This window comes from Nostoc sp. 'Peltigera membranacea cyanobiont' 232, from assembly GCF_002245985.1.
In the GTDB taxonomy this organism is placed as follows: Bacteria; Cyanobacteriota; Cyanobacteriia; order Cyanobacteriales; family Nostocaceae; genus Nostoc.
The window spans coordinates 1-25297 of record NZ_NOLK01000009.1; the positions used below are offsets into that span (position 1 = coordinate 1).

21 protein-coding genes and 6 pseudogenes are annotated in these 25297 nt (G+C 40.8%); 14 read left to right on the top strand and 13 right to left on the bottom strand.

Annotated elements, in window-relative coordinates:
- Window positions 1-167 precede the first annotated feature (167 nt).
- Window positions 168-629: a ribosome maturation factor RimP gene (gene rimP / locus CDG79_RS04805; RefSeq protein ID WP_094341118.1), complete on the bottom strand. Its 462-nt coding sequence runs from the start codon at window positions 627-629 to the stop codon at window positions 168-170.
- A 254-nt stretch (window positions 630-883) separates the two neighbouring features.
- Entirely contained in the window at window positions 884-2332 is a 1449-nt protein-coding gene (locus CDG79_RS04810) for a hypothetical protein (protein ID WP_094341119.1), read from the bottom strand.
- A gap of 502 nt (window positions 2333-2834) precedes the next feature.
- On the opposite strand from CDG79_RS04810, the pseudogene CDG79_RS45380 reads away from it, so the two are divergent.
- A pseudogene (locus CDG79_RS45380) lies at window positions 2835-3272 on the top strand (peptidoglycan-binding domain-containing protein); the annotation flags it as partial.
- Window positions 3273-3285: 13 nt separating this feature from the next.
- A complete protein-coding gene (locus CDG79_RS45385; protein ID WP_442937394.1) occupies window positions 3286-3567 on the top strand; it encodes a DUF445 family protein in 282 nt (93 codons plus the stop codon).
- A gap of 18 nt (window positions 3568-3585) precedes the next feature.
- Here CDG79_RS45385 and CDG79_RS04820 read toward each other — a convergent pair.
- A pseudogene (locus CDG79_RS04820) lies at window positions 3586-3783 on the bottom strand (SDH family Clp fold serine proteinase); the annotation flags it as partial.
- Window positions 3782-4055: pseudogene (locus tag CDG79_RS04825) on the bottom strand (IS1 family transposase); the annotation flags it as partial. The pseudogenes CDG79_RS04820 and CDG79_RS04825, both read right to left, overlap by 2 nt.
- Window positions 4056-4143: 88 nt before the next feature.
- On the opposite strand from CDG79_RS04825, the gene CDG79_RS04830 reads away from it, so the two are divergent.
- A complete protein-coding gene (locus CDG79_RS04830) occupies window positions 4144-5067 on the top strand; it encodes a M48 family metallopeptidase (RefSeq protein ID WP_094341121.1) in 924 nt (307 codons plus the stop codon).
- A gap of 98 nt (window positions 5068-5165) precedes the next feature.
- Here the strand turns inward: CDG79_RS04830 and CDG79_RS04835 are convergent, their stop codons facing one another.
- Both CDG79_RS04835 and rpaB read right to left on the bottom strand, forming a co-directional pair.
- Window positions 5166-5819 (bottom strand): cofactor assembly of complex C subunit B, encoded by a 654-nt coding sequence (locus tag CDG79_RS04835; protein WP_094341122.1) that lies wholly within the window; start codon window positions 5817-5819, stop codon window positions 5166-5168.
- 217 nt (window positions 5820-6036) lie between these two features.
- Window positions 6037-6765, bottom strand: coding sequence for a response regulator transcription factor RpaB (rpaB, locus tag CDG79_RS04845; RefSeq protein WP_094331209.1), 729 nt, complete (start codon window positions 6763-6765; stop codon window positions 6037-6039).
- Window positions 6766-6935: 170 nt separating this feature from the next.
- Here rpaB and radA point away from each other — a divergent pair, with 170 nt between their 5' ends.
- Complete coding sequence (gene radA, locus CDG79_RS04850; protein WP_094341124.1) at window positions 6936-8462, top strand: DNA repair protein RadA; 1527 nt, start codon at window positions 6936-6938, stop codon at window positions 8460-8462.
- A gap of 321 nt (window positions 8463-8783) precedes the next feature.
- Window positions 8784-10382 carry a B12-binding domain-containing radical SAM protein gene (locus CDG79_RS04855; protein WP_094341125.1) on the top strand — a complete coding sequence of 533 codons (1599 nt, stop codon included), beginning with the start codon at window positions 8784-8786 and terminating at the stop codon, window positions 10380-10382.
- A gap of 122 nt (window positions 10383-10504) precedes the next feature.
- Here the strand turns inward: CDG79_RS04855 and CDG79_RS04860 are convergent, their stop codons facing one another.
- Entirely contained in the window at window positions 10505-11773 is a 1269-nt protein-coding gene (locus tag CDG79_RS04860) for a tetratricopeptide repeat protein (protein ID WP_094341126.1), read from the bottom strand.
- 264 nt (window positions 11774-12037) lie between these two features.
- Here CDG79_RS04860 and CDG79_RS04865 point away from each other — a divergent pair, with 264 nt between their 5' ends.
- The gene (locus tag CDG79_RS04865; protein WP_094341127.1) at window positions 12038-13186 is read left to right on the top strand and encodes a DUF711 family protein; all 1149 of its coding nucleotides are present in this window, start codon (window positions 12038-12040) and stop codon (window positions 13184-13186) included.
- Between the two features lie 2 nt (window positions 13187-13188).
- Here CDG79_RS04865 and CDG79_RS04870 read toward each other — a convergent pair whose 3' ends face one another.
- A complete protein-coding gene (locus CDG79_RS04870; RefSeq protein ID WP_094341128.1) occupies window positions 13189-13857 on the bottom strand; it encodes a 2OG-Fe dioxygenase family protein in 669 nt (222 codons plus the stop codon).
- A 240-nt stretch (window positions 13858-14097) separates the two neighbouring features.
- On the opposite strand from CDG79_RS04870, the gene sfsA reads away from it, so the two are divergent.
- Window positions 14098-14823 carry a DNA/RNA nuclease SfsA gene (gene sfsA, locus CDG79_RS04875; protein ID WP_094341129.1) on the top strand — a complete coding sequence of 242 codons (726 nt, stop codon included), beginning with the start codon at window positions 14098-14100 and terminating at the stop codon, window positions 14821-14823.
- A 155-nt stretch (window positions 14824-14978) separates the two neighbouring features.
- Here the strand turns inward: sfsA and CDG79_RS04880 are convergent, their stop codons facing one another.
- Window positions 14979-15380 (bottom strand): fasciclin domain-containing protein, encoded by a 402-nt coding sequence (locus tag CDG79_RS04880; RefSeq protein WP_094341130.1) that lies wholly within the window; start codon window positions 15378-15380, stop codon window positions 14979-14981.
- 573 nt (window positions 15381-15953) lie between these two features.
- On the bottom strand, window positions 15954-16142 hold the full coding sequence (locus CDG79_RS43405; RefSeq protein WP_223278011.1) for a hypothetical protein: 189 nt from the start codon (window positions 16140-16142) through the stop codon (window positions 15954-15956).
- Here CDG79_RS43405 and modA (CDG79_RS04885) point away from each other — a divergent pair.
- The 6 genes from modA (CDG79_RS04885) to CDG79_RS04910 all read left to right on the top strand — a co-directional run bounded on the left by modA (CDG79_RS04885) (window position 16141) and on the right by CDG79_RS04910 (window position 21544).
- Window positions 16141-16944 (top strand): molybdate ABC transporter substrate-binding protein, encoded by an 804-nt coding sequence (modA, locus tag CDG79_RS04885; RefSeq protein WP_223278012.1) that lies wholly within the window; start codon window positions 16141-16143, stop codon window positions 16942-16944. The genes CDG79_RS43405 and modA (CDG79_RS04885) overlap by 2 nt on opposite strands.
- A gap of 66 nt (window positions 16945-17010) precedes the next feature.
- Window positions 17011-17586: a DUF642 domain-containing protein gene (locus tag CDG79_RS04890; RefSeq protein WP_094331197.1), complete on the top strand. Its 576-nt coding sequence runs from the start codon at window positions 17011-17013 to the stop codon at window positions 17584-17586.
- A gap of 289 nt (window positions 17587-17875) precedes the next feature.
- Window positions 17876-18526: a DUF642 domain-containing protein gene (locus tag CDG79_RS04895; protein WP_094331198.1), complete on the top strand. Its 651-nt coding sequence runs from the start codon at window positions 17876-17878 to the stop codon at window positions 18524-18526.
- A 529-nt stretch (window positions 18527-19055) separates the two neighbouring features.
- The gene (gene modA / locus CDG79_RS04900) at window positions 19056-19910 is read left to right on the top strand and encodes a molybdate ABC transporter substrate-binding protein (protein ID WP_094341132.1); all 855 of its coding nucleotides are present in this window, start codon (window positions 19056-19058) and stop codon (window positions 19908-19910) included.
- A 66-nt stretch (window positions 19911-19976) separates the two neighbouring features.
- A complete protein-coding gene (locus CDG79_RS04905; protein ID WP_189524882.1) occupies window positions 19977-20579 on the top strand; it encodes a DUF642 domain-containing protein in 603 nt (200 codons plus the stop codon).
- 275 nt (window positions 20580-20854) lie between these two features.
- Entirely contained in the window at window positions 20855-21544 is a 690-nt protein-coding gene (locus CDG79_RS04910) for a DUF642 domain-containing protein (RefSeq protein WP_094341134.1), read from the top strand.
- A 127-nt stretch (window positions 21545-21671) separates the two neighbouring features.
- Here the strand turns inward: CDG79_RS04910 and CDG79_RS04915 are convergent.
- From CDG79_RS04915 to CDG79_RS45395, 3 pseudogenes are all read right to left on the bottom strand, one after another.
- Window positions 21672-22181, bottom strand: a pseudogene (locus tag CDG79_RS04915) (MBL fold metallo-hydrolase); the annotation flags it as partial.
- Window positions 22182-22371: 190 nt separating this feature from the next.
- Window positions 22372-22569: pseudogene (locus tag CDG79_RS45390) on the bottom strand (MBL fold metallo-hydrolase); the annotation flags it as partial.
- A 951-nt stretch (window positions 22570-23520) separates the two neighbouring features.
- Window positions 23521-24120, bottom strand: a pseudogene (locus CDG79_RS45395) (FAD/NAD(P)-binding protein); the annotation flags it as partial.
- Window positions 24121-24582: 462 nt separating this feature from the next.
- On the opposite strand from CDG79_RS45395, the gene CDG79_RS04925 reads away from it, so the two are divergent.
- Entirely contained in the window at window positions 24583-24993 is a 411-nt protein-coding gene (locus CDG79_RS04925; RefSeq protein ID WP_094341135.1) for a 2TM domain-containing protein, read from the top strand.
- Window positions 24994-25297: the final 304 nt, after the last annotated feature.

Below are 25297 nucleotides of genomic sequence, written 5' to 3' on the forward strand. Positions count from 1 at the left end.
GGGGACTGGGGACTGAAAACTACGCATTAAAGCCAGGGATTAGAGAATAGCTTTCCACTAATCCCTAACCTCTAGCTCTTAGTCCCTAACCTCTAGCCCTTAGTCCCTAACCTCTAGCCTCTAGCCAAGCTGCTCTAGTCTGTAACTCCTAAGCCCTAGCCCTTTGTTTATCGGCGCTCGTCTAGCTGCACCTTTGTAATTAGGGAGCGGGGAATTTCGACTACACGACCTTTTTGGTTTAAGTAAAGTGTTGTCTCATCCCGGCGAATCAACTGACCTATGCACTCTTGTTGTCCGTCGTAGGGGGGTGTTGTGAAGATAATGACAGGAAATCCTTTAAAGGAAATAAATTCCCTGTCCGTTAACAGTTGTCGCGAAATACCAGGACTAGACACTTCCAAGACATAAGCATCTGGAACGATTTCCGCAGCATCTAAGGAGGCTTCTAAAGCACGACTCATCCTCTCACAATCATTCAATCCGGTGTCTTGCTGAGGATTGCGAATGTCTACCCGCAACACTGGTGGACTTTGGTGAGTGTGAAAAACCACGCCAACCACTTCCAATCCCAGTTCTTCTGCTACTGGTGTCGCCAAATCAATAATTTGTGGAACTAAAGGATGAGCCATGAGAGAATTCAATAAAAAAAGTGGGCACTGACCCACTTCCTGCGATAGGTATATCTTCCAAGAAGTCTTGTGACGAACCAATGATGGTTCGCCCTCATACGAGTTTAGCGCATTTAATGGATAGTCGAGTATAGGGCATGGGGCATGGGGCATTGGCTACAAGAGGCAGAGGGGCACTTAGCTGGGAGCAGAGGGGAAAGAGGTAATTTTTATTCTCCCCCTTGCCCCCTGCTATCGGGCTTCTTCTGCTCTCTCTACCCTTCACGTATTTCTGGGAGAGCGGTGCTTTTCTTAACTACTGATGGAACCGATGCTTGTGTGCGTAGCTGCCTGGTTTGCTCGATAATTTGATCTATGTCTTCTTGGGACAAACGCTGAACGTAGTTAATTTTGATTTCCTCTAAGAAGTCAAAGAGTAAACTCTGAATTTCGGAAAGTACGTGTTTTTCTTTTATTTCAGATCCCAAGGCTTCGCTAAATCTTTGTACGAGTTGACTGGTAAGTTTTGCGCCAACAGGGTCTTCAACAGCGCTAACTAAAGTTTTATAAAGATTAGTTGTGATTTGGGTCGCAAGTTGTTCGCTTAACTGGGTTTGGGCCTGTCCTACGCCAGGGAGATTCTGGAGGTTGCGGTACATGGGGACTTGATGGAAGACGGTTTCGATGTTGTGGTGCAAAATGGCAACGATCGCAGGTTGAATATCAGGTAACACGTGGTAAACAATTGTTTTGACCAAAAGACTGGCGATCGCTTCCACTTCATTCACATTATTAATATCTATGTAGGGACGTAAATTTTCTTGTTGTGAGAGCCACTGTGTTAATTCACCTCGCTGAATTGAACCCTGAATCTGGTTAATTACCCTCACCACTACTACTTCTGTGAGTTCTTCGGCAAAATTGGCGACAATCCCCTGATGAATTTGCTTTCGCACTGGATGGAGATTCAATAAATGCGCTCGATCGAGGCGGACTAATACAGGTAAGATTCGTAGCCAACGCCAAAATGGTAGTATTAAAAATAGGTCGTACCAACGCCACAATAGTGCTTCAAACCAGCTTAAACCAGGATGTCGGCGTTTGATGAATAAGGTACGTCCCAGCAATTCTACGCCAAATAACATCACAAAGGGTAAGTCAAGAATCCAAAAATTATCAACAAAATCGCCATTTTCACCGATTTGGCGGTAGTAGTTTGTGGCAATCAAAGGGCGAATGCTTTCGTTAAAAAAATTTATTTCTTTAACCCAGCCATTTTGTGATAAATAAGGCTGACTCCAAAAAGTGGCAAAGGACTGTTTTGCGGATTCGTTACCGATGTGCGATCGCATCCGCTTTTTGATTTTTTCTAGAGTACCACTCTTATTGGCTCCCGCAAACGGGTTGCTATCAATCATCTCGCTGCTAAGACGACTTATTTGTATTAGCCTGCTATTTACCTGAGAAGACTCTAACCCTGTTTGCCTGACTTGTTCTTCTAATACGTCTATTGTTTCTAAATAATTTTTTGTATCTCTATGGGGTTCGATACCTTTTATTGGATCGTATATCTGAATAACTTGGGGAAGTTTTCGCAAGTAGAAATCTCGCCAAGGTACGTAACTTAAATTAAACAAAACTAAACCTAAATTTACAGTGGCAGCAATTGCCATAAATCTTTCAAACCAAAGATTCCGCTTTTTAGAAGATTTTATGTCTTTCATTTTTGGGATATTTAGAATATAAACTCTTTCATCTATTAATTTTCGTCTCTTTCTAAACAAGTACACGAATTTGCAGTTGAGTAGACTTCAGTATTGATGCATGTATGAGCATTTATGTCAATCTGATATTAAAAGAGGGACTAGAGGCAATGAGCTTTACCCCATTGTTAATTGTTTTTTAACCCAGGTTGCGAGCCTCGGTTCGTATACCCGCGAATAACCTTCACCAAAGCTTAAGTTGACATCAATACATATATATGCGTTTGTCCTGTAATTTAGTATTCAAAGGGTGTATTCGATTCAAATGATAACCTCTGGATCTCGGCTAACACAAGATACTTCTTTTGATAGATGACAGAAATTATTTTCTGTAAATCTAGTTAGGCTGGGCAAAAATTATTCAAAAATTATTTAAAAATCGTGAAAAAAGTTATTAAACAAACTTAAAATGCAGCTGTTAAGATTTATAATCCTGCTGATTTAATCCAAAGGAGTTTTAAATATGTGGTGTGGATTTGGAAAATCAAGCGCGACTTTTGCTGTTACTTGCCTGATAACAGCTAGTGTGGTAGTTGCAGACACAGGTTTCGCAGCTCCTCAACGTAGCTATACGCCAGAGCAATTCCGTGCTGTGTTGCGAGGATTCGGCTATAACGTCAAGGTAACAAATGGTGCTTTGACGGATGAGGAAACTAAAAAGGCAATTCGTGAATTTCAGACAGGTTATAAGCTAAAACCAGTTGATGGGATAGCAGGGCCAAAAACCCAAGCTTATGCTGCTAACATCGTTCAAATTCTGCACACAAATTTGAATGCAGTGGTGAAGCCTAATCCTCCCCTCCCACGCGATCATTTTTATGGTTCTCGCACCGAAGTAGTGGTGAAGGAGTATCAAAAGAAATATCAGTTGCAAGAAACTGGAATTGCTAATTTAGCACTCCGCCAAAAACTGAATGAAGAAGCCAAGACAGTCTTCAGTCAGCCAACGGCTACACCATCACCTACGCCAACTGCTAAACCGACTGCTAAACCGACTGCTAAACCAACGGCTAAACCAACTGCTAAACCAACGGCTAAACCAACGGCTAAACCAATGGCTACACCAATGGCTACACCAACAGCTACACCAATGGCTACACCAACAGCTACACCAACAGCTACACCAATGGCTACACCAATGGCTACACCAATGGCTACACCAACACCAACAACTACACCCTAATCGCCACAAATAACCCCTACCCCAAAGCCCTTCAAGTCATCTGATTTGGTTTTTCTAAGGGTATGCCCTTGGGTGTAGGTAGAATGGAACGGCGGTCATTGTAAGGTATGGGAATGTACTGCACACTGGGTCGGCCTCCTTGTGGCTGTGGGTACAAATCTATGAGATCGTAAATAGAATGGGGCAGTCCGACGGTTACGGGCAGCCCCATTTCTGTTGCTTCTTCAATGTAGGCGTGCCAAATCGTGACGTAAACGTGTATTTTCACCTTCTACTCTAGTCATATATGTTTTACTGACGATCCGATCTCCTGCCTCAAGAAAACTAGAGTAAACAATACATCCATCGGTAACATAAAAATAGCACTGCTAGCAGCAAACAATGCCACACAAAGGTTTAAATGTTTCAGTACTATAGTCTCCTAAAACCCAAGCTAAAATTCCTTCTCCTAGCAAAGACGCTGCGCGATGACGAAAGTGGTTTACTGCTGTGCCATAACCAAAACCCCTAATCACGGGTGTAGTGAAAGTACAAGCCATTCGTACTGAGTAACTGAACTTCTCAAAAACTCCAAGATAAAGCTTAAAAAATGACTAGAAAAATATTAACTGGACTGAGTTCAGCAGCCTACGAACACCCTTTCGATCGCAAAGCCTTGGCTTCTTTGCAAAATATGCCTGGTGTCTCCCTGCTACTAAAAAAAATTAACGAATACGGTATCGATCGCTTACTCAGGCTGCAAAGCCTTGGTAGTGAAATTAAAATTTCGTCCCGTAATTTTCCCCAATTACATCAAGCATTTGTAGAAACCTGCGAAATTCTTGATGTTACTCCACTTCCTGAACTGTATCTATTTCAAGGCACAGGCCACATTGAAACCTATATTGTTGGGGTAGAAAAACCCCTTGTTGGTATCAATTTAGATGCAATGGAGTGGCTCGATCCAGATGAGTTACTTTATGTTTTTGGACATGAAATTGCTCGCATTAAGAGTCAGCACATGGTTTATCACCAAATGGCAATTGTGATGCCAACTTTGAAAAATTTGTTAAGTAGTACGACGCTGGGCGTGGGTGGCTTGATAGCTGGTGGTATGGAATTGGGTTTGTATAATTGGCGGATGATGGCTAGGTTTACTGCCGATCGCGCTGCAATGCTTGCTTGTCAAGATATTGACGTAGCAACTACTACACTGATGAAACTCGCAGGTTTGCCAGATGAGTACTTGACTACTGCTGTCATCGAAGATTTCCTTGTTCAAGCCCGTGAGTTTGCATCCAATAACTTTGATAGTGTGGATAAAGTCACTAAAATATTAAGCTATACAGAGTCTGGGCTTTCTTGGGTAGTTATGCGGGCTGGTGAATTATTAAAATGGGTTGATTCTGGAGCTTATGATAATTTAATTCAACAGAACAATTTAAACATATTAGAAGAAAAAGAAGAATCAGAAGAAAAAGAAGAAAAGACACCAGAAGAGAAGGAAGGGTGGAATTTTTTAACTTCTTGGTGACTTAATAATTCGTAATTCGTAATTAATTATAAATACAAGCAAGTCAATATAATAATTACAAATTACGAGTTACGATCGCAGACAATTAAGCTAAATTTTTACGTCCCTTGGTTGGATAAAGTAGAGTTAAGAGTAACGGCTAATTTATCAGCAATTCCCGCAACCCAGTTTTCATCTTGTTTGGTATAACTGCGAGGAGCATTCGCTCCCAAAATTAGCGCACCTTGGTTGCCAATCGGTTGACAAATTACACCTTGAGTATTCTCTGGTAAATAGTCAAATTCAAGCCTACCTGGATATATTTTTAGAGCAACTAGATAAATTGGCTTTTGTTTTTCGAGTACCTGTTTTAAGATTACTCCTGGTACAACTTCAGATTTAGTACCCAAAATACCGCGACGCAACAAAACTTTACCTTGGTAATAAACCACTAGCGATCGCGTTACTGTATTGGTCAACAATAAATGAGATGCCCAGGCTAGCTCTGTTTTCAGGGCTTCGGGTAAATCTGCTGCTAATACAAAACCTTCTTCTCCAATTAGTTCTACAATATCAGGCGATCGCGGCTGAACTTGCTGCCAAATTAAACCCGTCAAAATTAACACCGCACTCAAAATCACACCTACCACATCACCACGCGATTGCGACTGGGTTAATTCCGGTGTCAATAAGCGGTTAATCAGCAAAAGCACTGCGCCTAGCCCACCCACCACAATGGGTAGACGACGCAAAACTCGATTGTCATTTGTCATTTGTTATTTGTCATTGGGGACTGGGGATTGGGAATTAGAAAGAATTTCTGCTCCTCTGCTCCTCTGCTCCTCTGCTCCTCTGCTCCTCTGCTCCTCTGCTCCTCTGCTCCTCTGCTCCTCTGCTCCTCTGCTCCTCTGCTCCTCTGCTCCCCCTGCTCCTCTGCTCCTCTGCTTCCCCTGCTCCTCTGCTCCCCCTACTTCCCTCCCCCCTCATCTCTCACTCTTCCCCTGGTTCAATAATTCGCTGGAAAAGATAACCAGTACCCCGCGCTGTCAGAATCAATTCTGGGTTGCTAGGATCGTCTTCTAACTTTGCCCGCAAACGGGATATATGCACATCTACTACGCGGGTATCTACATGACGCTCTGGCGTATAACCCCAAACTTCTTGCAAAATTTCCGAACGAGAAAAAGCTTCTCCAGAGCGACTGACTAACAACTCTAACAAGCTGAACTCCATACCCGTCAATCGAATTCGCTCATCGCCTTTGTAGACTTGCCGCTTATTCGTATCGATTTTAATATTAGCAACATGGATTACCCCAGAACTGGGAATGCCAGAAGCACTGTTTTTGTCTACCCGCCGCAGTACTGAGCGAATTCGGGCTTCTAGCTCCTTGGGGGAAAATGGTTTAACTACATAGTCATCAGCACCTAATTCTAACCCGGTGATGCGATCGGCGACATCACCCAAGGCTGTTAGCATAATAATGGGGACATCTGATTCTTTTCGTAATTCTTGACATACACCATAGCCGTCTAGCTTTGGCATCATTACATCTAAAACTACCAGGTCAGGCTCAGTTTTGCGAAAAGTTTCCAAAGCTTCTTCCCCGTCGCCAGCAGTCACTACATCGTAGCCAATCATGGAAAGGCGTGTTTCCAAAATCCGGCGAATGCTGGCTTCGTCGTCTACCACCAAGATTTTTTCTTTATGGCTTTCCAAGTTTTTCAATGCTCCTTGACTAAAAATTTACATGATTAATTTTTAATACCATAATATTAAGATATCATTCCATGAATTGATTTGGAAAAAGCTCTAAATACTACTATTATTGGTTTTTAGTTTTTCCCAAGAATTAAGTAAATATTAAGAATATTTAATAAGATTTAAGAATGGCAAAGCCAAAAACCTTTTTCACTTGTAACGAATGTGGAGCAGAATCGCCCCAGTGGTTTGGTAAGTGTCCAGCTTGCGGCACATACAACTCTTTAGAAGAACAGATCAGTATTCAGTCTTCAGTAGATGTACCCAGTCGGGGGGGAGTTAGTAGTTGGCAATCGGCTCAAGGTAATGGTAAATCTCACGCTAAACCAGCTAAAGCACGAGCCTCCTTAACGTTCGATCAAATTACCGATCGCCAAATAGCTCGATGGGAGTCTGGTTATGGAGAATTGGATCGGGTGCTTGGGGGTGGCATTGTCCCAGGTTCTATGGTGCTGATTGGTGGCGATCCGGGTATTGGGAAATCAACTTTATTGTTGCAAGTATCAAATCAATTAGCACAGAAATATCGCATCCTTTACGTAACTGGTGAAGAATCGGGACAGCAAGTAAAATTACGAGCTTCTCGTTTGGGAGTATCAAAACCCCTAAGTGTGGTTAGCGAGGAGAATGTTACTGTAGTAGTAGAGACTACACTTCCTATAGACCCTGACAGTATAGGTGCAGATTTATATGTACTGCCAGAAACAGATTTAGAAGAAATTTTACGGGAAATAGATTCTCTAAAGCCAAACGTGGCGGTGATTGATAGTATCCAAACAGTATTTTTCCCGGCACTGACTTCTGCGCCTGGTTCGGTGGCCCAGGTACGGGAATGTACCGCAGCATTGATGAAGGTGGCGAAGCATGAAGATGTCACCATGCTGATTGTGGGACATGTCACCAAAGAAGGAGCGATCGCCGGGCCAAAAGTTTTAGAACATTTAGTCGATACGGTATTGTATTTTGAAGGCGATCGCTTTGCCTCCCATCGGTTATTACGCACAGTAAAAAATCGCTTCGGTGCAACTCATGAAATCGGCATCTTTGAAATGGTGGCAGATGGATTGCGAGAAGTTGACAACCCCTCAGAATTATTTTTAGGCAACCGTGACGATCCCGCCCCTGGTACGGCTATTGTCGTTGCTTGCGAAGGCACTCGCCCGATAGTTGTGGAATTGCAAGCTCTTGTAAGTCCCACCAGCTACCCTTCACCCCGTCGGGCTGGTACTGGCGTAGATTACAACCGCTTGGTGCAAATCCTCGCCGTCTTAGAAAAACGGGTGGGAATTCCCATGTCTAAGTTGGATTCCTACGTTGCTTCTGCGGGTGGGTTGAATGTGGAAGAACCAGCAGTAGATTTAGGAATTGCGATCGCGATCGTTGCCAGTTTCCGCGATCGCATCGTCGATCCCGGTACAGTATTAATCGGTGAAGTTGGGTTAGGCGGACAAGTGCGATCGGTTTCCCAAATGGAACTGCGGTTAAAAGAAGCTGCTAAGTTGGGATTTAAAAGAGCGATCGTGCCAAAAGGGACAAAATTTCCCGACTTAAATATTGAGATATTACCAGTATCTAAAGTAATAGATGCGATTATCGCCGCCATCCCCCATCAAGAATTGACAGCCGACGATTTAGAACCCGATGAAGATGAGTAACTAATTGCTGCTTTGGGACTCTAAATTTCCATGCCAACTTGCTTACATAAATTAGACTGGTACTAATTTTTTGACTTGTGGCAGACGCAATCAGGAGCATTTTCAGCCTCTGGCTGGAAACGAGGTTTTAATAAAGACTACTCATAGGGGCAAAGCATTGCTCTGCCTCTAACATATTGTTGCATCCAAACGAGAACTGCTACAGTCGCCCATTTGAGGTAAAAATATGAATGGCACAATAAAACAACTTTAATAAAAAGTCAATAGCTCTTTATTTTCGTTAGAGTGGGATAACAATCAAAGTGTGAGGATTGATACTACATGCGAATCTTGTTAGTGTATCCAATATTTCCCAAAACCTTTTGGTCTTATGAAAAAATCTTAGAATTAGTCGATCGCAAAGTTTTATTACCACCTCTGGGTTTAGTGACAGTAGCCGCGATTCTCCCCCAAGAATGGGAATTCAAGCTAGTCGATCGCAACATTCGTGCAGCAACAGAAGAAGAGTGGTCATGGGCAGATGTAGTAATCCTCTCCGCGATGATTGTCCAGAAACAAGATTTACTTGAGCAAATCCAGGAAGCCAAAAAACGCGGCAAGTTAGTTGCAGTCGGCGGCCCCTACCCCACCTCTGTACCTCACGAAGTTGAAAATGTTGGCGCTGATTTTCTGATTCTGGATGAAGGGGAAATCACTCTACCAATGTTTATTGAGGCAATTCAACGGGGTGAAACTTCTGGCATTTTCCGCGCCACAGAAAAACCTGATGTCACAAGCACACCAATACCCCGCTTTGATTTATTAGAATTGGATGCTTATGACATGATGTCGGTGCAGTTTTCGCGTGGGTGTCCCTTCCAGTGCGAATTTTGCGACATTATTGTTCTCTACGGGCGCAAACCACGCACCAAAGCCCCAGCACAACTGTTAGCAGAGTTAGATTACCTCTACGAATTGGGTTGGCGGCGGGGTGTGTTCATGGTGGATGACAACTTTATTGGCAACAAGCGAAATGTAAAATTGTTGCTGAAAGAGTTAAAAGTCTGGATGGCAGAACACAAGTATCCCTTCCGGTTTGACACTGAAGCTTCAGTTGACTTAGCGCAAGACGCAGAAATGTTGGAGTTGATGGTTGAGTGCGGTTTCTCGGCGGTGTTTTTGGGAATCGAAACGCCGGATGAAGATAGTTTGCAAATGACCAAGAAGTTTCAAAATACTCGCAGTTCTCTAACTGAGGCAGTGCAAACCATCACCAAAGCCGGATTACGCCCAATGGCTGGGTTTATTATCGGTTTTGATGGCGAAAAAGCAGGTGCAGGCGATCGCATTGTCCGTTTTGCAGAACAAGCAGCAATTCCCTCAACTACCTTTGCCATGTTGCAAGCGTTACCTAACACTGCACTTTGGCATCGCTTGAAAAAAGAAGGGCGACTACGGGAAAATCAAGATGGCAACATCAATCAGACAACATTGATGAACTTCCTTCCCACCCGTCCCCTAGAAGAACTTGCCAGAGAATATATCGAAGCCTTTTGTACTTTATACGACCCAGTAAATTACTTAGATCGCACCTATCGCTGTTTCTTGATGATGGGTTTACCAAGTTGGAAAGCGCCAGCAAAAATGCCAGAGTGGATTGTTGTAAAAGCACTACTAATTGTGATTTGGCGACAAGGAATTAAACGGGAAACCCGTTGGAAGTTCTGGCATCATTTGTTTAGCATTCTCAAGCATAACCCTGGAGTTATTGAGCATTACATCTCTGCTTGTGCCCATAACGAGCATTTTTTAGAGTATCGCCAAATTGTGCGCGATCAAATTGAAAGTCAGCTAGCTGAATATCTAGCACAAGGTGCAGAACAGCCTTATGTGCTAGTGAAGAAAAAAGCTGAGGAAAAAGCTGAAGCGGTAGTCAGTTAAGTGTTTTGACGACGGAAATTGACAACCCGCATTTCTCACAAGCTTGAGGGGAAGGATGGGCAGAGGGGAAAGAAGTTGGTATTTGAACTCTCCTCTGCTCCCCTGCTCCCCTGCCTCTTCATTTATCTACCGCGATCGCGTTCTAAATCATCAATAACTTTTTGCAAATACCACTCGTCTGACATCCCAGGAAAATAATCCTGCTTTTGCTGAATCAATCTTTCGGCTATTTCCCAATATCCCCCAACCATTCGCAACAGTCGCTGATGTAGCAGGTTATATTTTTGCTTTTTTGACTGGGGACTAAATTTTTGGATTTTTTCTAGGCTACTCAAGACTTGTTGATAATTTCCCCAGTCTTCTTGTTCGCAAAAGATGCTCGCCGCCCGTTGATAATCTTCCACGGCGTTTTGGATTTCTTCTAAACAAGTATAGGCAATGCCGCGATTGTAGTAAGCTTGAGGATCGTCAGGATTTATTTGCAGCGCTTGGGTGTAATCTTGAATAGCACCGAGATAGTTGCTTGTTGTCCGATAGGCATTACCTCTGGCTATATAGACTAAGGCATCTTGTGGTTGCATTTGGAGTGCTTGGTTAAGATCCGCGATCGCACCTTGATGATCTCCCAAGATAGAACGGGCTTTTCCTCGATTGCGATAGACAATGGCATCTTGAAAATTTAGTCGCAATGCTTGATTAAAATCTGCGATCGCTTCTCGATAATTTCCCATTTTACAACGCACAACCCCACGACAGCAGTAGGCTTGGGCATCTTGCGGATCGGCTTTTAATACCCAGTTTAAATCTGCTAGTGCCTCTTGGGTATCTCCCTTTTCAGCCTTTTCTAATAACTGCGTGAAATAATCATTGGTGGATAAAATTGGCGCATTGGTAGAACGCGATTGCTGTACAACAGGTAATTCTTGGGGTTGTAACTGTTTAATTCGTTCCAGGCACACGCGACAGTTTTCTTTATCCTGTTGTTCTAGATATAATTGTGCAGCCTTTTTAAAATTAGCGATCGCATCTTGAATATAACCCTGTTTGCGCCGCACCATCCCCCGCAGATTATAAGCCGCAGCATAATTCAGATTGAGACGAATAGCGCGTTCAACATCCTCCAGCGCCCCCGGTAAATTTTTCAGCGCCACCCTAGCCAATCCACGACAATAATACGCTTCTATACTCTCAGGATTCAGCTTCAGAGCTTCGGTATAATCTGAAACAGCCTTAAGGATTGCTCCTGAGTCATAATATGCTAAACCCCGTTGCAAGTAAGCTTCAGTAAAGTAAGGTATCAGTTGTAAAGCATGGTTAAATTCCTCAATTGCTCCGGCGTAGTCTTTTCGCCTAGCTTTTTCCAACCCTCTATTGTAAAATTCGTCATTCATAGCATTTGTTTGGTTGATTCAGTTAGTTGAATTCCAGCAAGCTTGCTTTGTAGCCTAACTTATCCACTCACCCTTCATATTCTAAGTATTCAGCGTGGTTTTGGTTCATTTCGGATTTGCAGTGAATTAAAACGAAGACACACCGTAAATTTTATAACTGGGATTTACCCAATTTAGTATTGTCCACCTCCAGTTTGTGGAGTTAAATTTAGTACAAATTTCGACTAAAACTTTGATTAGTCCTATGAATGATAATTTCTACCAATGAAAATCAGAACTATCACAACAGGTATATCACTTCAATCTTTACAAGATCGAGAAAAAATTAAGCAAGCTGCTGAGTTTAATCAGCAAGCGCAGATTGTCTTTGAAAAACAAGGATATGAAGTACAAACAACTAGAATAGCTACTAATAGCTGGGAAGAATATTTGCAAGACTTGTCAAAAATTGAAATTCTCAATGCAATTCAAATTATAGAACAACTTTGCCAAAGTTTGAATATCAGCTTTTTCAATATTGGTTATGCCAGTAAACCCGAAAGTATAAGTATAATTCCAGATATAAATAAAAATACATCGATTATTTATTGCTCAAGCAAAATTGGCAACAGGGAAACTGGTATAAACTTTGAAAATGCCAGAGAATCTGCCAAAGCTATTAAACGTGTTTCTCAAGAAACTGAAAATGGTTATGGAAACTTTCGGTTTTGTGTATGGGCAAACTGTCAGCCAGGTATCCCCTTTTTTCCTACAGCCTACCATAGAGGCGATACATCTTTTGCTATAGGTTTAGAGTTAGGCGACTTGGTAATGCAAGCATTTTCACAAGATAAAAATATTATCACAGCAGAGCAAAATCTCCAATCACTTTTAGAATTAGAATTAAATAAAATCGCCGTTATTGCTGAAAAAATATCTGATAAATTTGGGATTGCATATACAGGAATTGATACCTCTCTAGCTCCATCTTTAAATAAGAAAAACAGTATTGCTTTTGCTTATGAACAATTGATGAGTGGCAAGTTTGGGGCTTCGGGAACTCTCACCATTTCTGGTATGCTGACGCGTGCGTTGAAAAATGTCTCAGTAAAAATCTGTGGTTACTCTGGACTGATGCTTCCAGTTTGTGAAGATGTGGGACTAGCTACCAGAGCTAACGAGCAAACTTATGATATTACAAATTTATTATTATATTCAGCAGTTTGTGGCTGTGGACTAGATACAGTTCCGATTCCAGGTGATATAACCATAGAAAAAATTGCAGATTTATTAATTGATATGGCAACTTTGGCTATCAAGTTAGATAAACCACTCTCAGCCCGATTATTTCCAATTCCAAATAAAAAAGCTGGGGAAATTACTACATTCAATTCCCCATATCTCGTAGATTGTAAAATATTTACAGTTAACTAAAATTATTCTGAAAGCAAACTAGGAGAAGTCAGGACAAAAACATCCCTACTTCCTTGAGCATCAATCTGTGGTTTTATTGGAGTGGTAAAGTGAAAAAAATCATGGTCATTTACCAATAATAGTTCTCCCGGATTTAGAACTTTGCTAAACACAGGTTTTTCTTTTTTGGCAGTATATAGATGTGTTTCTCCACCTTGAATATTATCTCTATCTACTGAAAATATGCCAATAAAATCAGTACCATCTTGATGGATACCTTCAGGCGCTGGATTACCCAAATTATCTGACGAACAAATAGTTCTAATTTGATGAATTCCGATTTCCGCTTCAGGATGAAGTTTACAAGAATCACTAAATGCTAAGACAAGATTTCTAAAAATATCAAGTTCTATGAGTGCATCATCTAATTCTGCAAACTCTCTTTTTATGTCACCCACTAATGGATTATACTCTTTACTTTGAAAAAGGTAGCCATGAGGTAATTTGATTAACTGATTTCCAGAAACTGTAAACCGAGATAATCTTCTAGAACGATAGTTGCCTTTGATATAAGGATCGATAGGCATATTACTAAAAAATGGCTTGAAACCTTCTGGCTCGATTGAATTTACTTTTCTGAGAGTAAACAGAAAAGCATATTCTAATTCCGTTGGTGTCCACACTTTTTGCATAGGATTTACCTCCTTGCACGTTGAAAGTCTCCCAGATTGTTTATGGGAGGCTGATGACACTTAGTATATGCTACTTTTTATTACTATGTTGTCAATTTAACTACAAAAATTGACAATCTATGATATGTGAAGTTACTTGATTTCTGTCATCTGGCAAAGTAGCTGCTGAAAAGATTTGCTGTTGAGAGTTAGGTGGGTAAGGAATCGACGTATATTTACTACCAGCAACAAGGTTTTATAATGATAGATTGGCTTTACCGTTACCCACCTTTGTATTCCGGCATTTTACTCAAGCGTTACAAGCGGTTTTTTGCTGACGTTCAACTTACTTCTGGCGAAATAGTGACAGCACATTGTCCCAACACAGGGCCAATGACTGGAGTCTCAACTCTTCAAAGTGCTGTACAGCTTTCCAAAAGTGATAATCTTAACCGAAAATTGGCTTACACTTTAGAACTAATTCAGGTACACGACAATGAGCCAACTTGGGTAGGCATAAATACTTTTTTGCCCAATCGGGTGGTAAAGCTAGCTTTAGCAAAATACCTTTTCCCAGAATTGGGCAACTATAGCCAAATTAAGGGAGAGGTGGTTTATGGGTTAGATAAAAAAAGTCGAGTGGATTTTTTCTTGACGGGGAGTGATGAGGAACGCCCGATTTATTTAGAAGTTAAAAATACAACTTTGTCTCTTGGGAGATTAGCTTTATTTCCTGACACGGAAACTACAAGAGGACAAAAGCACTTGCGAGAACTAATGGCGCTGCTACCTGTAACTCGTGCGGTGATGCTTTACTTTATCAATCGTGGTGATTGTACAGAGTTCTCACCTGGCGATCGCACAGATCCTGTATATGGTAAATTATTACGGGATGCGATCGCTCTTGGTCTAGAAGTCTTACCTTGCCGTTTTGACATTTCCCCCGAAGGTATCCGTTATTTGGGTTTGGCAAAACTAAAAATTTGATCGCACCTAATTAAACAATAAATCCATCTAGACAGAATCTAGATGGATTTGTTGGTAGTTGGTATTTACTGGAAAATATCCAACCAGATTGTAATCAAGATACGATTATAGGTAGTCGCAGTCTCAGAAATAGCGTTTACTATTCTGAAGTTTGATTATGCAGGAATCAAAACTGTGTCAATTACGTGGATGACACCGTTATCAGCAGCAACATCTGCTGTTGCAACTTTTGCATCATTGATTTTAACGCCATTAGAAGCGTCAATTTTTACATCTGAACCTTCAACTGTTTTAGCTGTCTTCAGTTTAGCTACATCAGCAGCTAGTACTTTTCCTGAGACAACATGATAGGTCAAGATTTTCTTCAGCTTGGGAATATCTTTCAGTAATGCATCTACTGTACCTGCTGGAAGCTTGTTAAATGCTTCATCAGTGGGTGCAAACACGGTGAATGGGCCATTGCCATTCAGTGTACCTTCCAGACCAGCCGCTTGGATTGCTGCAACTAGTGTCTTGAAAGAACCATTGTTAGTAGCAGTGTCAATTATGTTGGCCATGTGCTTTACCTAGTTCTGTGTAACTTGTTACAAATCTAAACTATTTTTCCATAAAAGCTATCTATCGTTAGACGTATGTCAAATAAAATATTTTATTGATATTATAAAACTTTATATATATTTTTATACAAACAGAGAATTATATGTATATACCGCAAGCATGGCTCCTTTTTCCTTTTTCTACACATCAATAGGTGCGATCGCAGTTCACTAGTACCAATGCAGTACTCAAATTACCAACCAATTCAGCCAAATAGCTAAATAGAATAGTTTTCTTGGTAATGATAGATTTTTAGATATTTATTCATTGTCTGATATTTTTACAAAAAACCTATATAAAACAACCATTTCAGGGTATTTATAAAATTTAGATGTGCTTACTTAGCTTTTTGTCAGGATTTGCTAACCAGAATTGTTGGTAGCAGGTGTATTTAACTGATATTATTTCATCACTAAATACATTTCACTCGCTGTTTGTGTGATTCTACTTGGAAATAATAAACGGCTCATTACACTAATGCTTTTAGCAATTGCGATCGGCCATTTATTTCCAGAATTTGTCATAGGTAGTAATTACGCCAAAACCGTCTCTAACTCACATTTATCCATATCCTCTGCATTCTGTGTGGTTGATTTTTCTGTTGCCTGTGCGTAAGTCAGGTATTTCAACCATGAAACTTTTCGGTAATATTTTCCCAAAACTATAACTTTCATGAACAGAAGAAGACTTATCGCTTGGATTGCTACGGCAGTTACCAGCATGATGCTGGTAATAGGCTCCCAGTTCGTCAATTTATCGCCAGCAAGCTCCACAACCACACTTAACGTGTATGCGGCTATCAGCTTAACAAACGCGCTGAATTCCATCAAGACTCAGTACCAAAGTGCTAACCCAAGTGTCAACGTTGTTTATACGTTTGGTGCTTCTGGTACTTTGCTTACCCAAATACAACAAGGAGCTCCAGCAGATATTTTCATTTCTGCTGCGACCGACCAAATAGATGTCTTGCAGAATTCAAGCCCAAGTAAATTGGTTTCAGGTAGCCGTAAAAACATTGCCAGAAACAGTCTAGTTTTGATTACACCTACGACACCTCCGATTAGTGCTGGTAGTGCTGGTCTCACTAGCATCAATGGTTTGACCAACGCCAATATTACTGGTATTGCGATAGGTGACTACACAGGTACTCCTCCAGTTGTACCAGCAGGAAATTATGCCAAACAAGTTCTCACTACCCGAGGTATTTTCAATACTGTTAGTTCTAAATTATCCCTTGCTCCCAATGTACGTGCCGTTTTAACTGCTGTTGAAAATAAAACTATCGTAGTTGGAGGTGTAAATAAAACTATTGACGCAGGTTTTGTTTACACAACTGATGCTTTCATTTCTAACAAAGTAAAAGTCGTAGAAACTGCCAAACCGTCAGAGAGCGATCCAATTGTCTATCCATTGGGTATACTCACCAGAACTACAGTTCTATCAACGGCACAGAGTTTTTCTACCTACTTAAGTGGTACTACTGCCCAGGGTATTCTTCGATCTAACCAATTTAAGGCACCTTGATCGCCAGAAAGTAAATCAATCAAGTACTCGCTGTCGTTAATTTTGAACTATTTGGAGTAATGTTTCGTGAAGTTTACTAAAAAACTTTCAATTATTGTTTGTGGTTTAACCACTGCCTTCCTTCATACTGCTGTAATTACCAATACTTATAAATCAGCAGCACAAGCAGATGGAGCAAATCTGATTTATAACGGGGACTTTGAAATGGATCCTCTCGTAGATCCTAATGATGCTACCATTTCAAATCCTAATATTACAGGATGGGTTAAGTCTGGCGATCCGATAGATACAGCAATTATTAGAATTAGCAATTTTCCTTACACTGGGAACCAAGGGATATCGCTTGGTAACGTTTCAGACATTAGCTATCTATCACAGACTATCCCTACAGTTGATGGTCAATACTACCAACTGACTTACTATTTAGCATCAACAGAGGAGGCACCCGATCTGAATAATAAATTTCAGGTTTTTATAGGTGCAAAGAAGGTTGATGTTAAAAAGGATATTGCTTTTCAAGGATACACGCAATACTCATTAGTTTTTAAAGCGAAAACAACATCCACAGAGATAAAGTTTGGTTCCAAAGCCAAGTTTGCGTTTTTATATTTGGATAATGTGAGTGTTAAAGCTATACCTTAATATGAAGGGGGAAATTGAGTTTAATAAAACTAACTCTTCTAAACTAGGATGAAGCATTTAGCTTTCTTGACACTACTGAGAGTCAGCATGGATGTAACTATAGCGGTTCTCATTTGCATGAAGTACATTTTTAAACCTCACCCCCAACCCCTCTCCAAAGCATCACACAGGGGAGTGTTTGCGTGCCTCAAGTACGGGGTAAGGTTCAGACTGTATTGCACTGAAGTAAGAACTGCTATATCAACTTGTCTTAATTGTCGAAAATTTAAATTATTAGGAGTCAAGTTTCGTGAAGTTAACTAAAAAACTCTCAATTATTGTTTTAAGTGTTACTACTACCTTAATTAGCACTGCTGTGATTACCAATACTTATAATGTAGCAGCAGAAGCGGCAGAACTCGTTAAAAACGGAAGCTTTGAATTCGACCCCCTCGTAGATCCTAATGATCCCAACGTTACAAATCCTAATGTTACAGACTGGATTAAATCTGGCGATCCGATCGATACATCATTAACTAAAATTAGCAATTTTCCTCAACATGATAGTGGTAATCAGGGCTTATCACTTGGTGGATTTGTAAACCTCAGCTACATATCACAGACGCTTTCTACACAACCTGGTCAGAAATACGAACTTAGTTACTATTTAGCATCTGTAGATGAGGCCCCTTGGCTTGATAATCAATTTCAGACATTTGTAGGTGAAAATAAAATTTTTGATCAAAAAAACATTTCTTTTCAACCATACACGCAATATAAGTTCAATTTCACAGCAGACGCATTATCCACAGAGTTAAAATTTGGGAATGTGGATAAATATGCATTTCTCTACTTAGATGGTGTGAGTGTAAAAGCTGTGCCTGAACCATCAGCTATTGGAGGAGTAGCAGTTGCAGGATTACTAGGAATTTGGCTGAAGAAAAAGAAGGCGATTAGCTAGTGCATTAGGGCAAAAAAAGCGGACGGCCAGCCTTGTTTTCTATATCTATTTACCTTGGGGAGATACGAGACACGAACAATATAGGAGAGACTTTTTCTGATGTTCGCGCTTGCGTCTTTGAAGGAGAAGGCTGGTCAATTTTTTCAGAGGTTATACACTACAAATAATAGTTATTTTTTGTCCCTATTGGAAAAGGTAAAAATTCAGTACCTAGAAGTAAAAATATAAAATTAATTTACGATAATTGTTAGATTGAATAAGGATTTTTATTGGTGCAAGTGACCTGAGAAAACTACGAATTTATATTTCAATTGTCATGTCAGGCTTTGCTTACCAAATTATTTGGTATATACCTACTTTGATGGTACAATCTCATCATTCTATCCCTTTTACTCTCTGTTTAAGTAAACTTACTGGAAAATTATCAATTTCCATCGTCGGAAACGCTTTGGGTAATTCCGGCTTGGTTTTTTGTTTCCAGGTATCGATATATGCGAGTGATGGGATTTCATCTTAAACTATAACTTTCATGAACAGAAGAAGACTTATCGCTTGGATTGCTACGGCAGTCACCAGCATGATGCTGGTAATAGGCTCCCAGTTTGTCAATTTATCGCCAGCAAACTCCACAACTACACTTAACGTGTTTGCGGCTTCTAGCTTAACAAACGCGATGAATGACATTAAGACTCAGTACCAAAGTGCTAACCCAAGTGTCAACGTTGTTTATACGTTTGGTGCTTCTGGTACCTTACTTAGCCAAATACAAGCAGGAGCAACAGCAGATATTTTCATTTCTGCTGCCACCGACCAAATGGATGTCTTGCAGAATGCAACCCCAAGTAAATTGGTTTCAGGTAGCCGTAAGAACATTGTCAAAAACCGTCTAGTTTTGATAGCCCCTACGACAGCTCCTGTTAGTGCTGGTAGTGCTGCTCTAACTAGCTTCAATGGTTTGACCAACGCCAACATTACTGGTATTGCCATAGGTGATTACACAGGTACTCCGCCAGTTGTGCCAGCAGGAAATTATGCCAAACAAGTTCTTACTAGCCGAGGTATTTTCACTACTGTTAGTCCTAAAACATACCTCGCTAGCAATGTGCGTAATGTCTTAACTGCTGTTGAAAATAAAACTCTTGTAGTTGGAGGCGTAAGTAAAACTATTGATGCAGGTGCCGTTTACAAAACTGATGCTGCAATTTCTACCAAGGTAAGAGTTGTAGAAACTGCCCTAACAACAGAGAGCGATCCGATTGTCTATCCACTGGGCATACTCGCCAACACTACAGTTTTATCGACAGCACAGAGTTTTTCTACCTACTTAAGTGGTACTACTGCCCAGAATATCTTCAAAAATACTTACGGGTTTATCTTGCCTTAATCACCACAAAGTAAATCAATCGAGTCCTCGCTGTCGTTAATTTTGAACTATTTGGAGTTATGTCTTGTGAAGTTCACTAAAAAACTCTCAATTATTTTTTGTAGTTTGACTACTGCTCTCCTTAATACTGCTGTGATAACCAATACTTATAAGTCAGCAGCACAAGCAGATGGAGCAGAACTGATTACCAACGGGGGATTTGAAAATGACCCACTCGTAGATCCTAATAATCCCAATGCTACAAATCCTAATATTACAGGATGGATTAAAAATGGCGATCCGATAGATACATCAGGTACTAGGATTGACAATTTTGCTAACACTGGGACTCAAGGTTTATCGCTTGGTGGATTTTCAGACTTGAGCTACATATCACAGAATGTCCCTACAGTCGTTAATCAATACTACCGACTTACTTTCTATTTAGGATCAACAGAGGAAGCACCCGATCTGGATAATAAATTTCAGGCTTTTATACGTGAAAAGCCGGTTTGTACGAAAAATAATACTTCTCACCAACCCTACACACAATACACGTTTTATTTTCAAGCCAAAGAAACATCCACCGAGATCAGGTTTGCTTCCAGAGTCAAGTATGCATTTTTATATTTGGATGATGTGAGTTTCAAATCTACAGATCAACTAGGGCAAAACTCTGTATGTGAGTGACGCTCCTGGGAGTGAATAAGCCACAGAGCGCGAGCTAACAATCACCCTCTTAAAATCCTAAGCGATATCTGGCTCTAGAGTGTTGAGAATGCCACTTCAATTCATCTGATTAAAAACTCCATCATCGGTTTATGGAGAGATTATCTATGGTGAATAGTAACTCTTATCAACCTAGATAAAGTGTTTATTTTTTTGACACCAATTAGAGCCAGCATAAATGTAACTATCAACTTGTTTGAATTGTCGGAATTTGGAATTATTTGGAGTCAACTTTCATGAAGTTAACTAAAAAACTCTCAATTATTGTTTTTAGTTTTACCACTACCTTAGCCAGCACTGCTATGATTACTGGTACTTATATTCCAGTAGCACAAGCACAACAATATAATCCCAACTATGTTGTAGATCCTCAAGACCGTGTTTTTAACGGAGGATTTGAACTCGACCCCCTCGTAGATCCTAATAATCCCAACACTACAAATCCCAATATTACAGGATGGAATAAATCTGGCGATCCGTTTGATACATCAGGAATTAAAATTAGCAATTTTCCCAAAAGTGGTAATCAAGGTTTAGCGATTGGTTCATTTGTAAATCCTGCTTACATATCCCAGAATCTGACTACGACTATCGGTAGTAACTATAATCTCAGTTTCTCTTTAGGAACAGATGAAGATAGCAGTCAAGTTGATAATATATTTCAGGCATTTATCGATGAAAGTAAAGTTTTTGAGAAAACAAATAGTATAAATACTGCTGGAAATCCCTTCACACAATATGACTTGAATTTTGTGGCGACAAAATCATCTACAGAGTTGAAATTGGGTGGTAGAGCTAGCTATGGTTTTTTATACTTGGATAGTGTGAGTGTAAAACCTGTGCCTGAACCATCAGCTATTGGAGGAATAGCAGTTACTGCTGGATTATTGGGAATATGCCTGAAGAGAAAGAAGGCAATTAGCTAAAAAGAATAGCTCTTTTTTGTCGCTTTCGGAAAACAATAGAGCGTAGACGCATAGCGACTTGTCGTTAGACATCGCTACACAATCTTAATGGAAAAGGTGCGATCGCTCTATTGTTTCTATAGTTCACTCAAATTTGATAGTCCAATGCAACTAAAACTCTGCCACAATGCTGATTTGCGGGTACAACTTCCGGCATCTTTTTTGGTTGGGGTAAGTTGAGGTTTTTCATTAGTTCGATGAACTGGTTGCGGCTGCGTCCAGCAAACCGGGGATTCCAGGATTTTTCCTCGCCAATGGTGGATACTGTCTGTCCTTGGTAGTCGTGACCGGGATATACCAAGGTGTCATCTGGTAATGTAAATAGCTTCTGAGTAACGGCATCATATAGCGATCCAGCGTCGCCGTTTTGGAAGTCGGTACGACCGCAACCCCTGATAAATAGGGCATCTCCAGTTAATAGATGTGTGTGGTTGACTAAGTATGCTATATGGCTGTCAGTGTGACCAGGGGTAGCGATCGCCTGAATCTGCACATTCCCCAATTCCAAAATATTCCCATCAGCAATGTAGCGATCTGCATAGGTAGCCCCTGTATTCTCAGGGACAATCCCCAAGCAACCCGTCAGCGATCTCAATCTATCGCTCTTTTATGACTCTCGTCGGATAAAAATCATCCACCCTTATTTTTAAGGACTTTGATGAATTTAGGCGTAGGTTGGGTTGAGGAACGAAACCCAACACCAACAATCTCTGGTTTTGTTGGGTTTCACTTCGTTCAACCCAACCTACGAATATTTTATTTTTTCGGAGTAATAAAAGAGCGCTATCTGTCCCAGTGATGTGGTCAGCATGGATATGGGTTTCCAGACAATAGCGCAGGGTCAGCCCTAATTGTCGTAACACTTGAAGATCGCGTTCAACCTGTTCCAACACAGGATCGACTAGGACAGCTGTTTTACTTTCTGGGTCGGCAATTAGGTAAGTATAAGTACTAGATTCTTTATCGAATAGTTGACGAAATAACATCACAGGTTTCCTCAACAAGAAAGTAGTAGCGTAGGATTTGGGATTGAGAGATTTTAGTAACTCCTGTGCTAAATTTGCCGCCTGAGAACGAATTTCGGGAACAGCAGTGGTTTCCCAAAGATTGCCCTTGCGTGGTGTCCCCAAGGTATACAGCATTTGAGATGTATTTCCATCTGCATCGATTAGCGCACCATTTGAGGCTGTGTCAATTCCCATTGATAATCTGTTAGGACGGATCAAGCGTTGTTCTTGGAGGCTAGCAACCAATGGGTGCTGCAATCTGCGGTAATCACAATTTGCGCCGGTGCAATTGACAATTCGCTTAACTTGCAAAACAATATCCTCGTGCGTCCCTCGTTCGCAGATTTTCACATTTACTCCATTCTCAAACTCCTGACAGCTTTGAATCCGACCTGCGTAATGGCTGAGTTGACCAGACTCCATTGCAGCATCAAGTATTTCGGCAATTCCTTCAGCAATCCGATGGCGATGAACTTCCCAGTAAGCTTTGACATGGCGCAGAAATCGCTTCTGTTCTGGTAATGGCATTGCTTGCCAAAGTTGAGGAATAATTGGGCGAATGGCATCGATTACCGCCCGCCAACCGTGTCCTTGGGTAAGGGCTTCGCGCAGTTCTTGACGTACTATATGCAGCAATCCTCGCGCCGTTTTTGGTGCAGTTTCTCCATCAATAAATGCTGGATAAGGAGTTGTTGATTTGTGGCTACAAGGCATCAATCCGTGCCGCGAGACGGTGTGAATTTGTCCCTGGAAACCTTGCTGATGTAAAGCAACAACCGCATCTGCCATTGTTAACCCAGTTCCTACCAACAAAATAGCATCCTCTGGATTTAAATCAGCGATCGCATCAGCAGACCAAGCATCTTTGACATAGCGGTTGTCTAAAACGGCAAGCGGTGCAGGCAGAATTGCTGGGAAATTGCCCAACGCTAACACCGCCTTTTGCACATCCAAATATTGACCGCCACTCAGATATATGATTGTGCTGTTGGGTTTAGTTTCGATGGCGATCGCTTCATCCACAATCTTCTCTAACTGCACATTAGCTGCTGCATTTAGTTGTGCTGCTTTTAAAGTCGCCTGTACATAGTCCCCGTAAACCCGACGCGGAACAAAAGTAGATGGAGTTACTTGTTCGTAGCCGTTCCTATGCAGCCAGTTGAGGAAGTGATTTGGTTCATCGCCATAAGCACTCATCTTACCCGCCGGTACATTCAACAAGTGACAATCTACTGGTGTCCCATAAGCAACTCCTCTACCAACTTCAGAATTACGTTCAATCAACTTGATGGACAATGGTATGGTTGCGTTGCGTAAAAGATTGGCTGCAACCAGAGAACCACTAAAGCCACCACCAATAATGGCGATCGCAACTGGAGAGACGGTTAGGTTAAGAATGTTATTGTTCATAGAACGTGTGAGTTGCACTTGCTGCTTTCTACTCATCAATTTACGGCCGATAAACTGAAATTTACGCATATTTGAAGCCGTAAGGCGCATAGATTGGCTCAAAAAACCACATACACACATGAATAAGTGGGAATTGCACTTAAGTGTTTAATTCCCCAAATCGAGACAGTGGGGATCATCGGATTACACAAACTAAAATCTATCTGAAACAAGGTTTTGGAACTATTTATCTAAAATTTATGTGTCTATTGCATCCAAATCCGATGCAAATACTGTGGTTTTTAGTTAGTATCAAAAACCTCCTTTAAAAACGAGAATTTTACCTCGACAATTGTCAATATTTTCTGACAATACTAGCATTCAACTTTCAGATAATGTTTGGCTTAACGTTATAAAAGCAATATAGAGGTATTGACAAATACAGTAGCTCTAAATCAGTTGTGAGAAAATAATAAGGTTGTGAATGTCACTAAGTATTGGGTGCAAAATGTGGAGGCGTTCGCTAACTGAATTGAACGGAGTCTCTCAAAAACTTCGTGAAATAAAAAGCGCATTTACACACAAACTTATAAGGTAATTAAAATGACTTACGATTCAGAAGATGTACAAAAAATCCTTGAAATAGCACTAACTCGCAAACAAGAAGGTGAGTTTTCACGAGAACAGCTTCTAGAAATGGCATCGGAATTAGGTATTTCTTCTGATATTTTAGAAACAACTGAAAAAAAGTGGTTCGCTGAACAAGAAGAGGAACGTTCGCTACACACATTTAATACTTTCCGACGCAGAGGCTTTTGGACGCATTTTGTTTCATTCTTAGCGGTGAATTTATTCCTTATTATCTTGAATTTCATCACTAGTCCTAGTTATTTTTGGGCTATTTTTCCAGTATTAGGATGGGGGTTAGGACTATTTTTTCATTGGTGGGGTGTTTATCAGAGTAAATCAGAGGATTACGAAATAGCCTTTCAGAAATGGCATTCACAGATTTAACAAAAAGTCAAGTCAGATTCAAATAATTTTTGGGTGCGATCGCTTCACCTTACTCAGTGGTGTTAGTGGTAGCGGGGCGTTTCGCCTGTGCTGAGTGAGGTAAAAAGTACTCAGTCCTTTAGCACAAAGATGTTTGCCTCGCGCCTTGCGGGTGGTCTTTCAACTCAGCACTCTTCAAGCGTCCTTCTGGATAAAATTTTCCCTTAAATCTGGGGCATCCTGAAACTTGAGTAGTTCTACAATCACACCCTGTAATCTCTGTGTTTGCCAATTTGCCAAAATAGAGATGTAGGCTAGAAGAACT

Bases quoted from the DNA above. Each gene is read 5' to 3' on its own strand.
- CDG79_RS04865 (WP_094341127.1), top strand. From the start codon at position 12,038: ATGAAAATCAGAACTATCACAACAGGTATATCACTTCAATCTTTACAA.
- CDG79_RS04855 (WP_094341125.1), top strand. From the start codon at position 8,784: ATGCGAATCTTGTTAGTGTATCCAATATTTCCCAAAACCTTTTGGTCT.
- CDG79_RS04835 (WP_094341122.1), bottom strand. From the start codon at position 5,819: ATGACAAATGACAATCGAGTTTTGCGTCGTCTACCCATTGTGGTGGGT.
- CDG79_RS04925 (WP_094341135.1), top strand. From the start codon at position 24,583: ATGACTTACGATTCAGAAGATGTACAAAAAATCCTTGAAATAGCACTA.
- CDG79_RS04880 (WP_094341130.1), bottom strand. From the start codon at position 15,380: ATGGCCAACATAATTGACACTGCTACTAACAATGGTTCTTTCAAGACA.
- CDG79_RS43405 (WP_223278011.1), bottom strand. From the start codon at position 16,142: ATGCTGGTAACTGCCGTAGCAATCCAAGCGATAAGTCTTCTTCTGTTC.
- CDG79_RS04860 (WP_094341126.1), bottom strand. From the start codon at position 11,773: ATGAATGACGAATTTTACAATAGAGGGTTGGAAAAAGCTAGGCGAAAA.
- CDG79_RS04810 (WP_094341119.1), bottom strand. From the start codon at position 2,332: ATGAAAGACATAAAATCTTCTAAAAAGCGGAATCTTTGGTTTGAAAGA.
- modA (WP_094341132.1), top strand. From the start codon at position 19,056: ATGAACAGAAGAAGACTTATCGCTTGGATTGCTACGGCAGTCACCAGC.
- rimP (WP_094341118.1), bottom strand. From the start codon at position 629: ATGGCTCATCCTTTAGTTCCACAAATTATTGATTTGGCGACACCAGTA.
- CDG79_RS04830 (WP_094341121.1), top strand. From the start codon at position 4,144: ATGACTAGAAAAATATTAACTGGACTGAGTTCAGCAGCCTACGAACAC.
- CDG79_RS04910 (WP_094341134.1), top strand. From the start codon at position 20,855: ATGAAGTTAACTAAAAAACTCTCAATTATTGTTTTTAGTTTTACCACT.
- modA (WP_223278012.1), top strand. From the start codon at position 16,141: ATGATGCTGGTAATAGGCTCCCAGTTCGTCAATTTATCGCCAGCAAGC.
- sfsA (WP_094341129.1), top strand. From the start codon at position 14,098: ATGATAGATTGGCTTTACCGTTACCCACCTTTGTATTCCGGCATTTTA.
- CDG79_RS45385 (WP_442937394.1), top strand. From the start codon at position 3,286: ATGAAGAAGCCAAGACAGTCTTCAGTCAGCCAACGGCTACACCATCAC.
- CDG79_RS04870 (WP_094341128.1), bottom strand. From the start codon at position 13,857: ATGCAAAAAGTGTGGACACCAACGGAATTAGAATATGCTTTTCTGTTT.
- radA (WP_094341124.1), top strand. From the start codon at position 6,936: ATGGCAAAGCCAAAAACCTTTTTCACTTGTAACGAATGTGGAGCAGAA.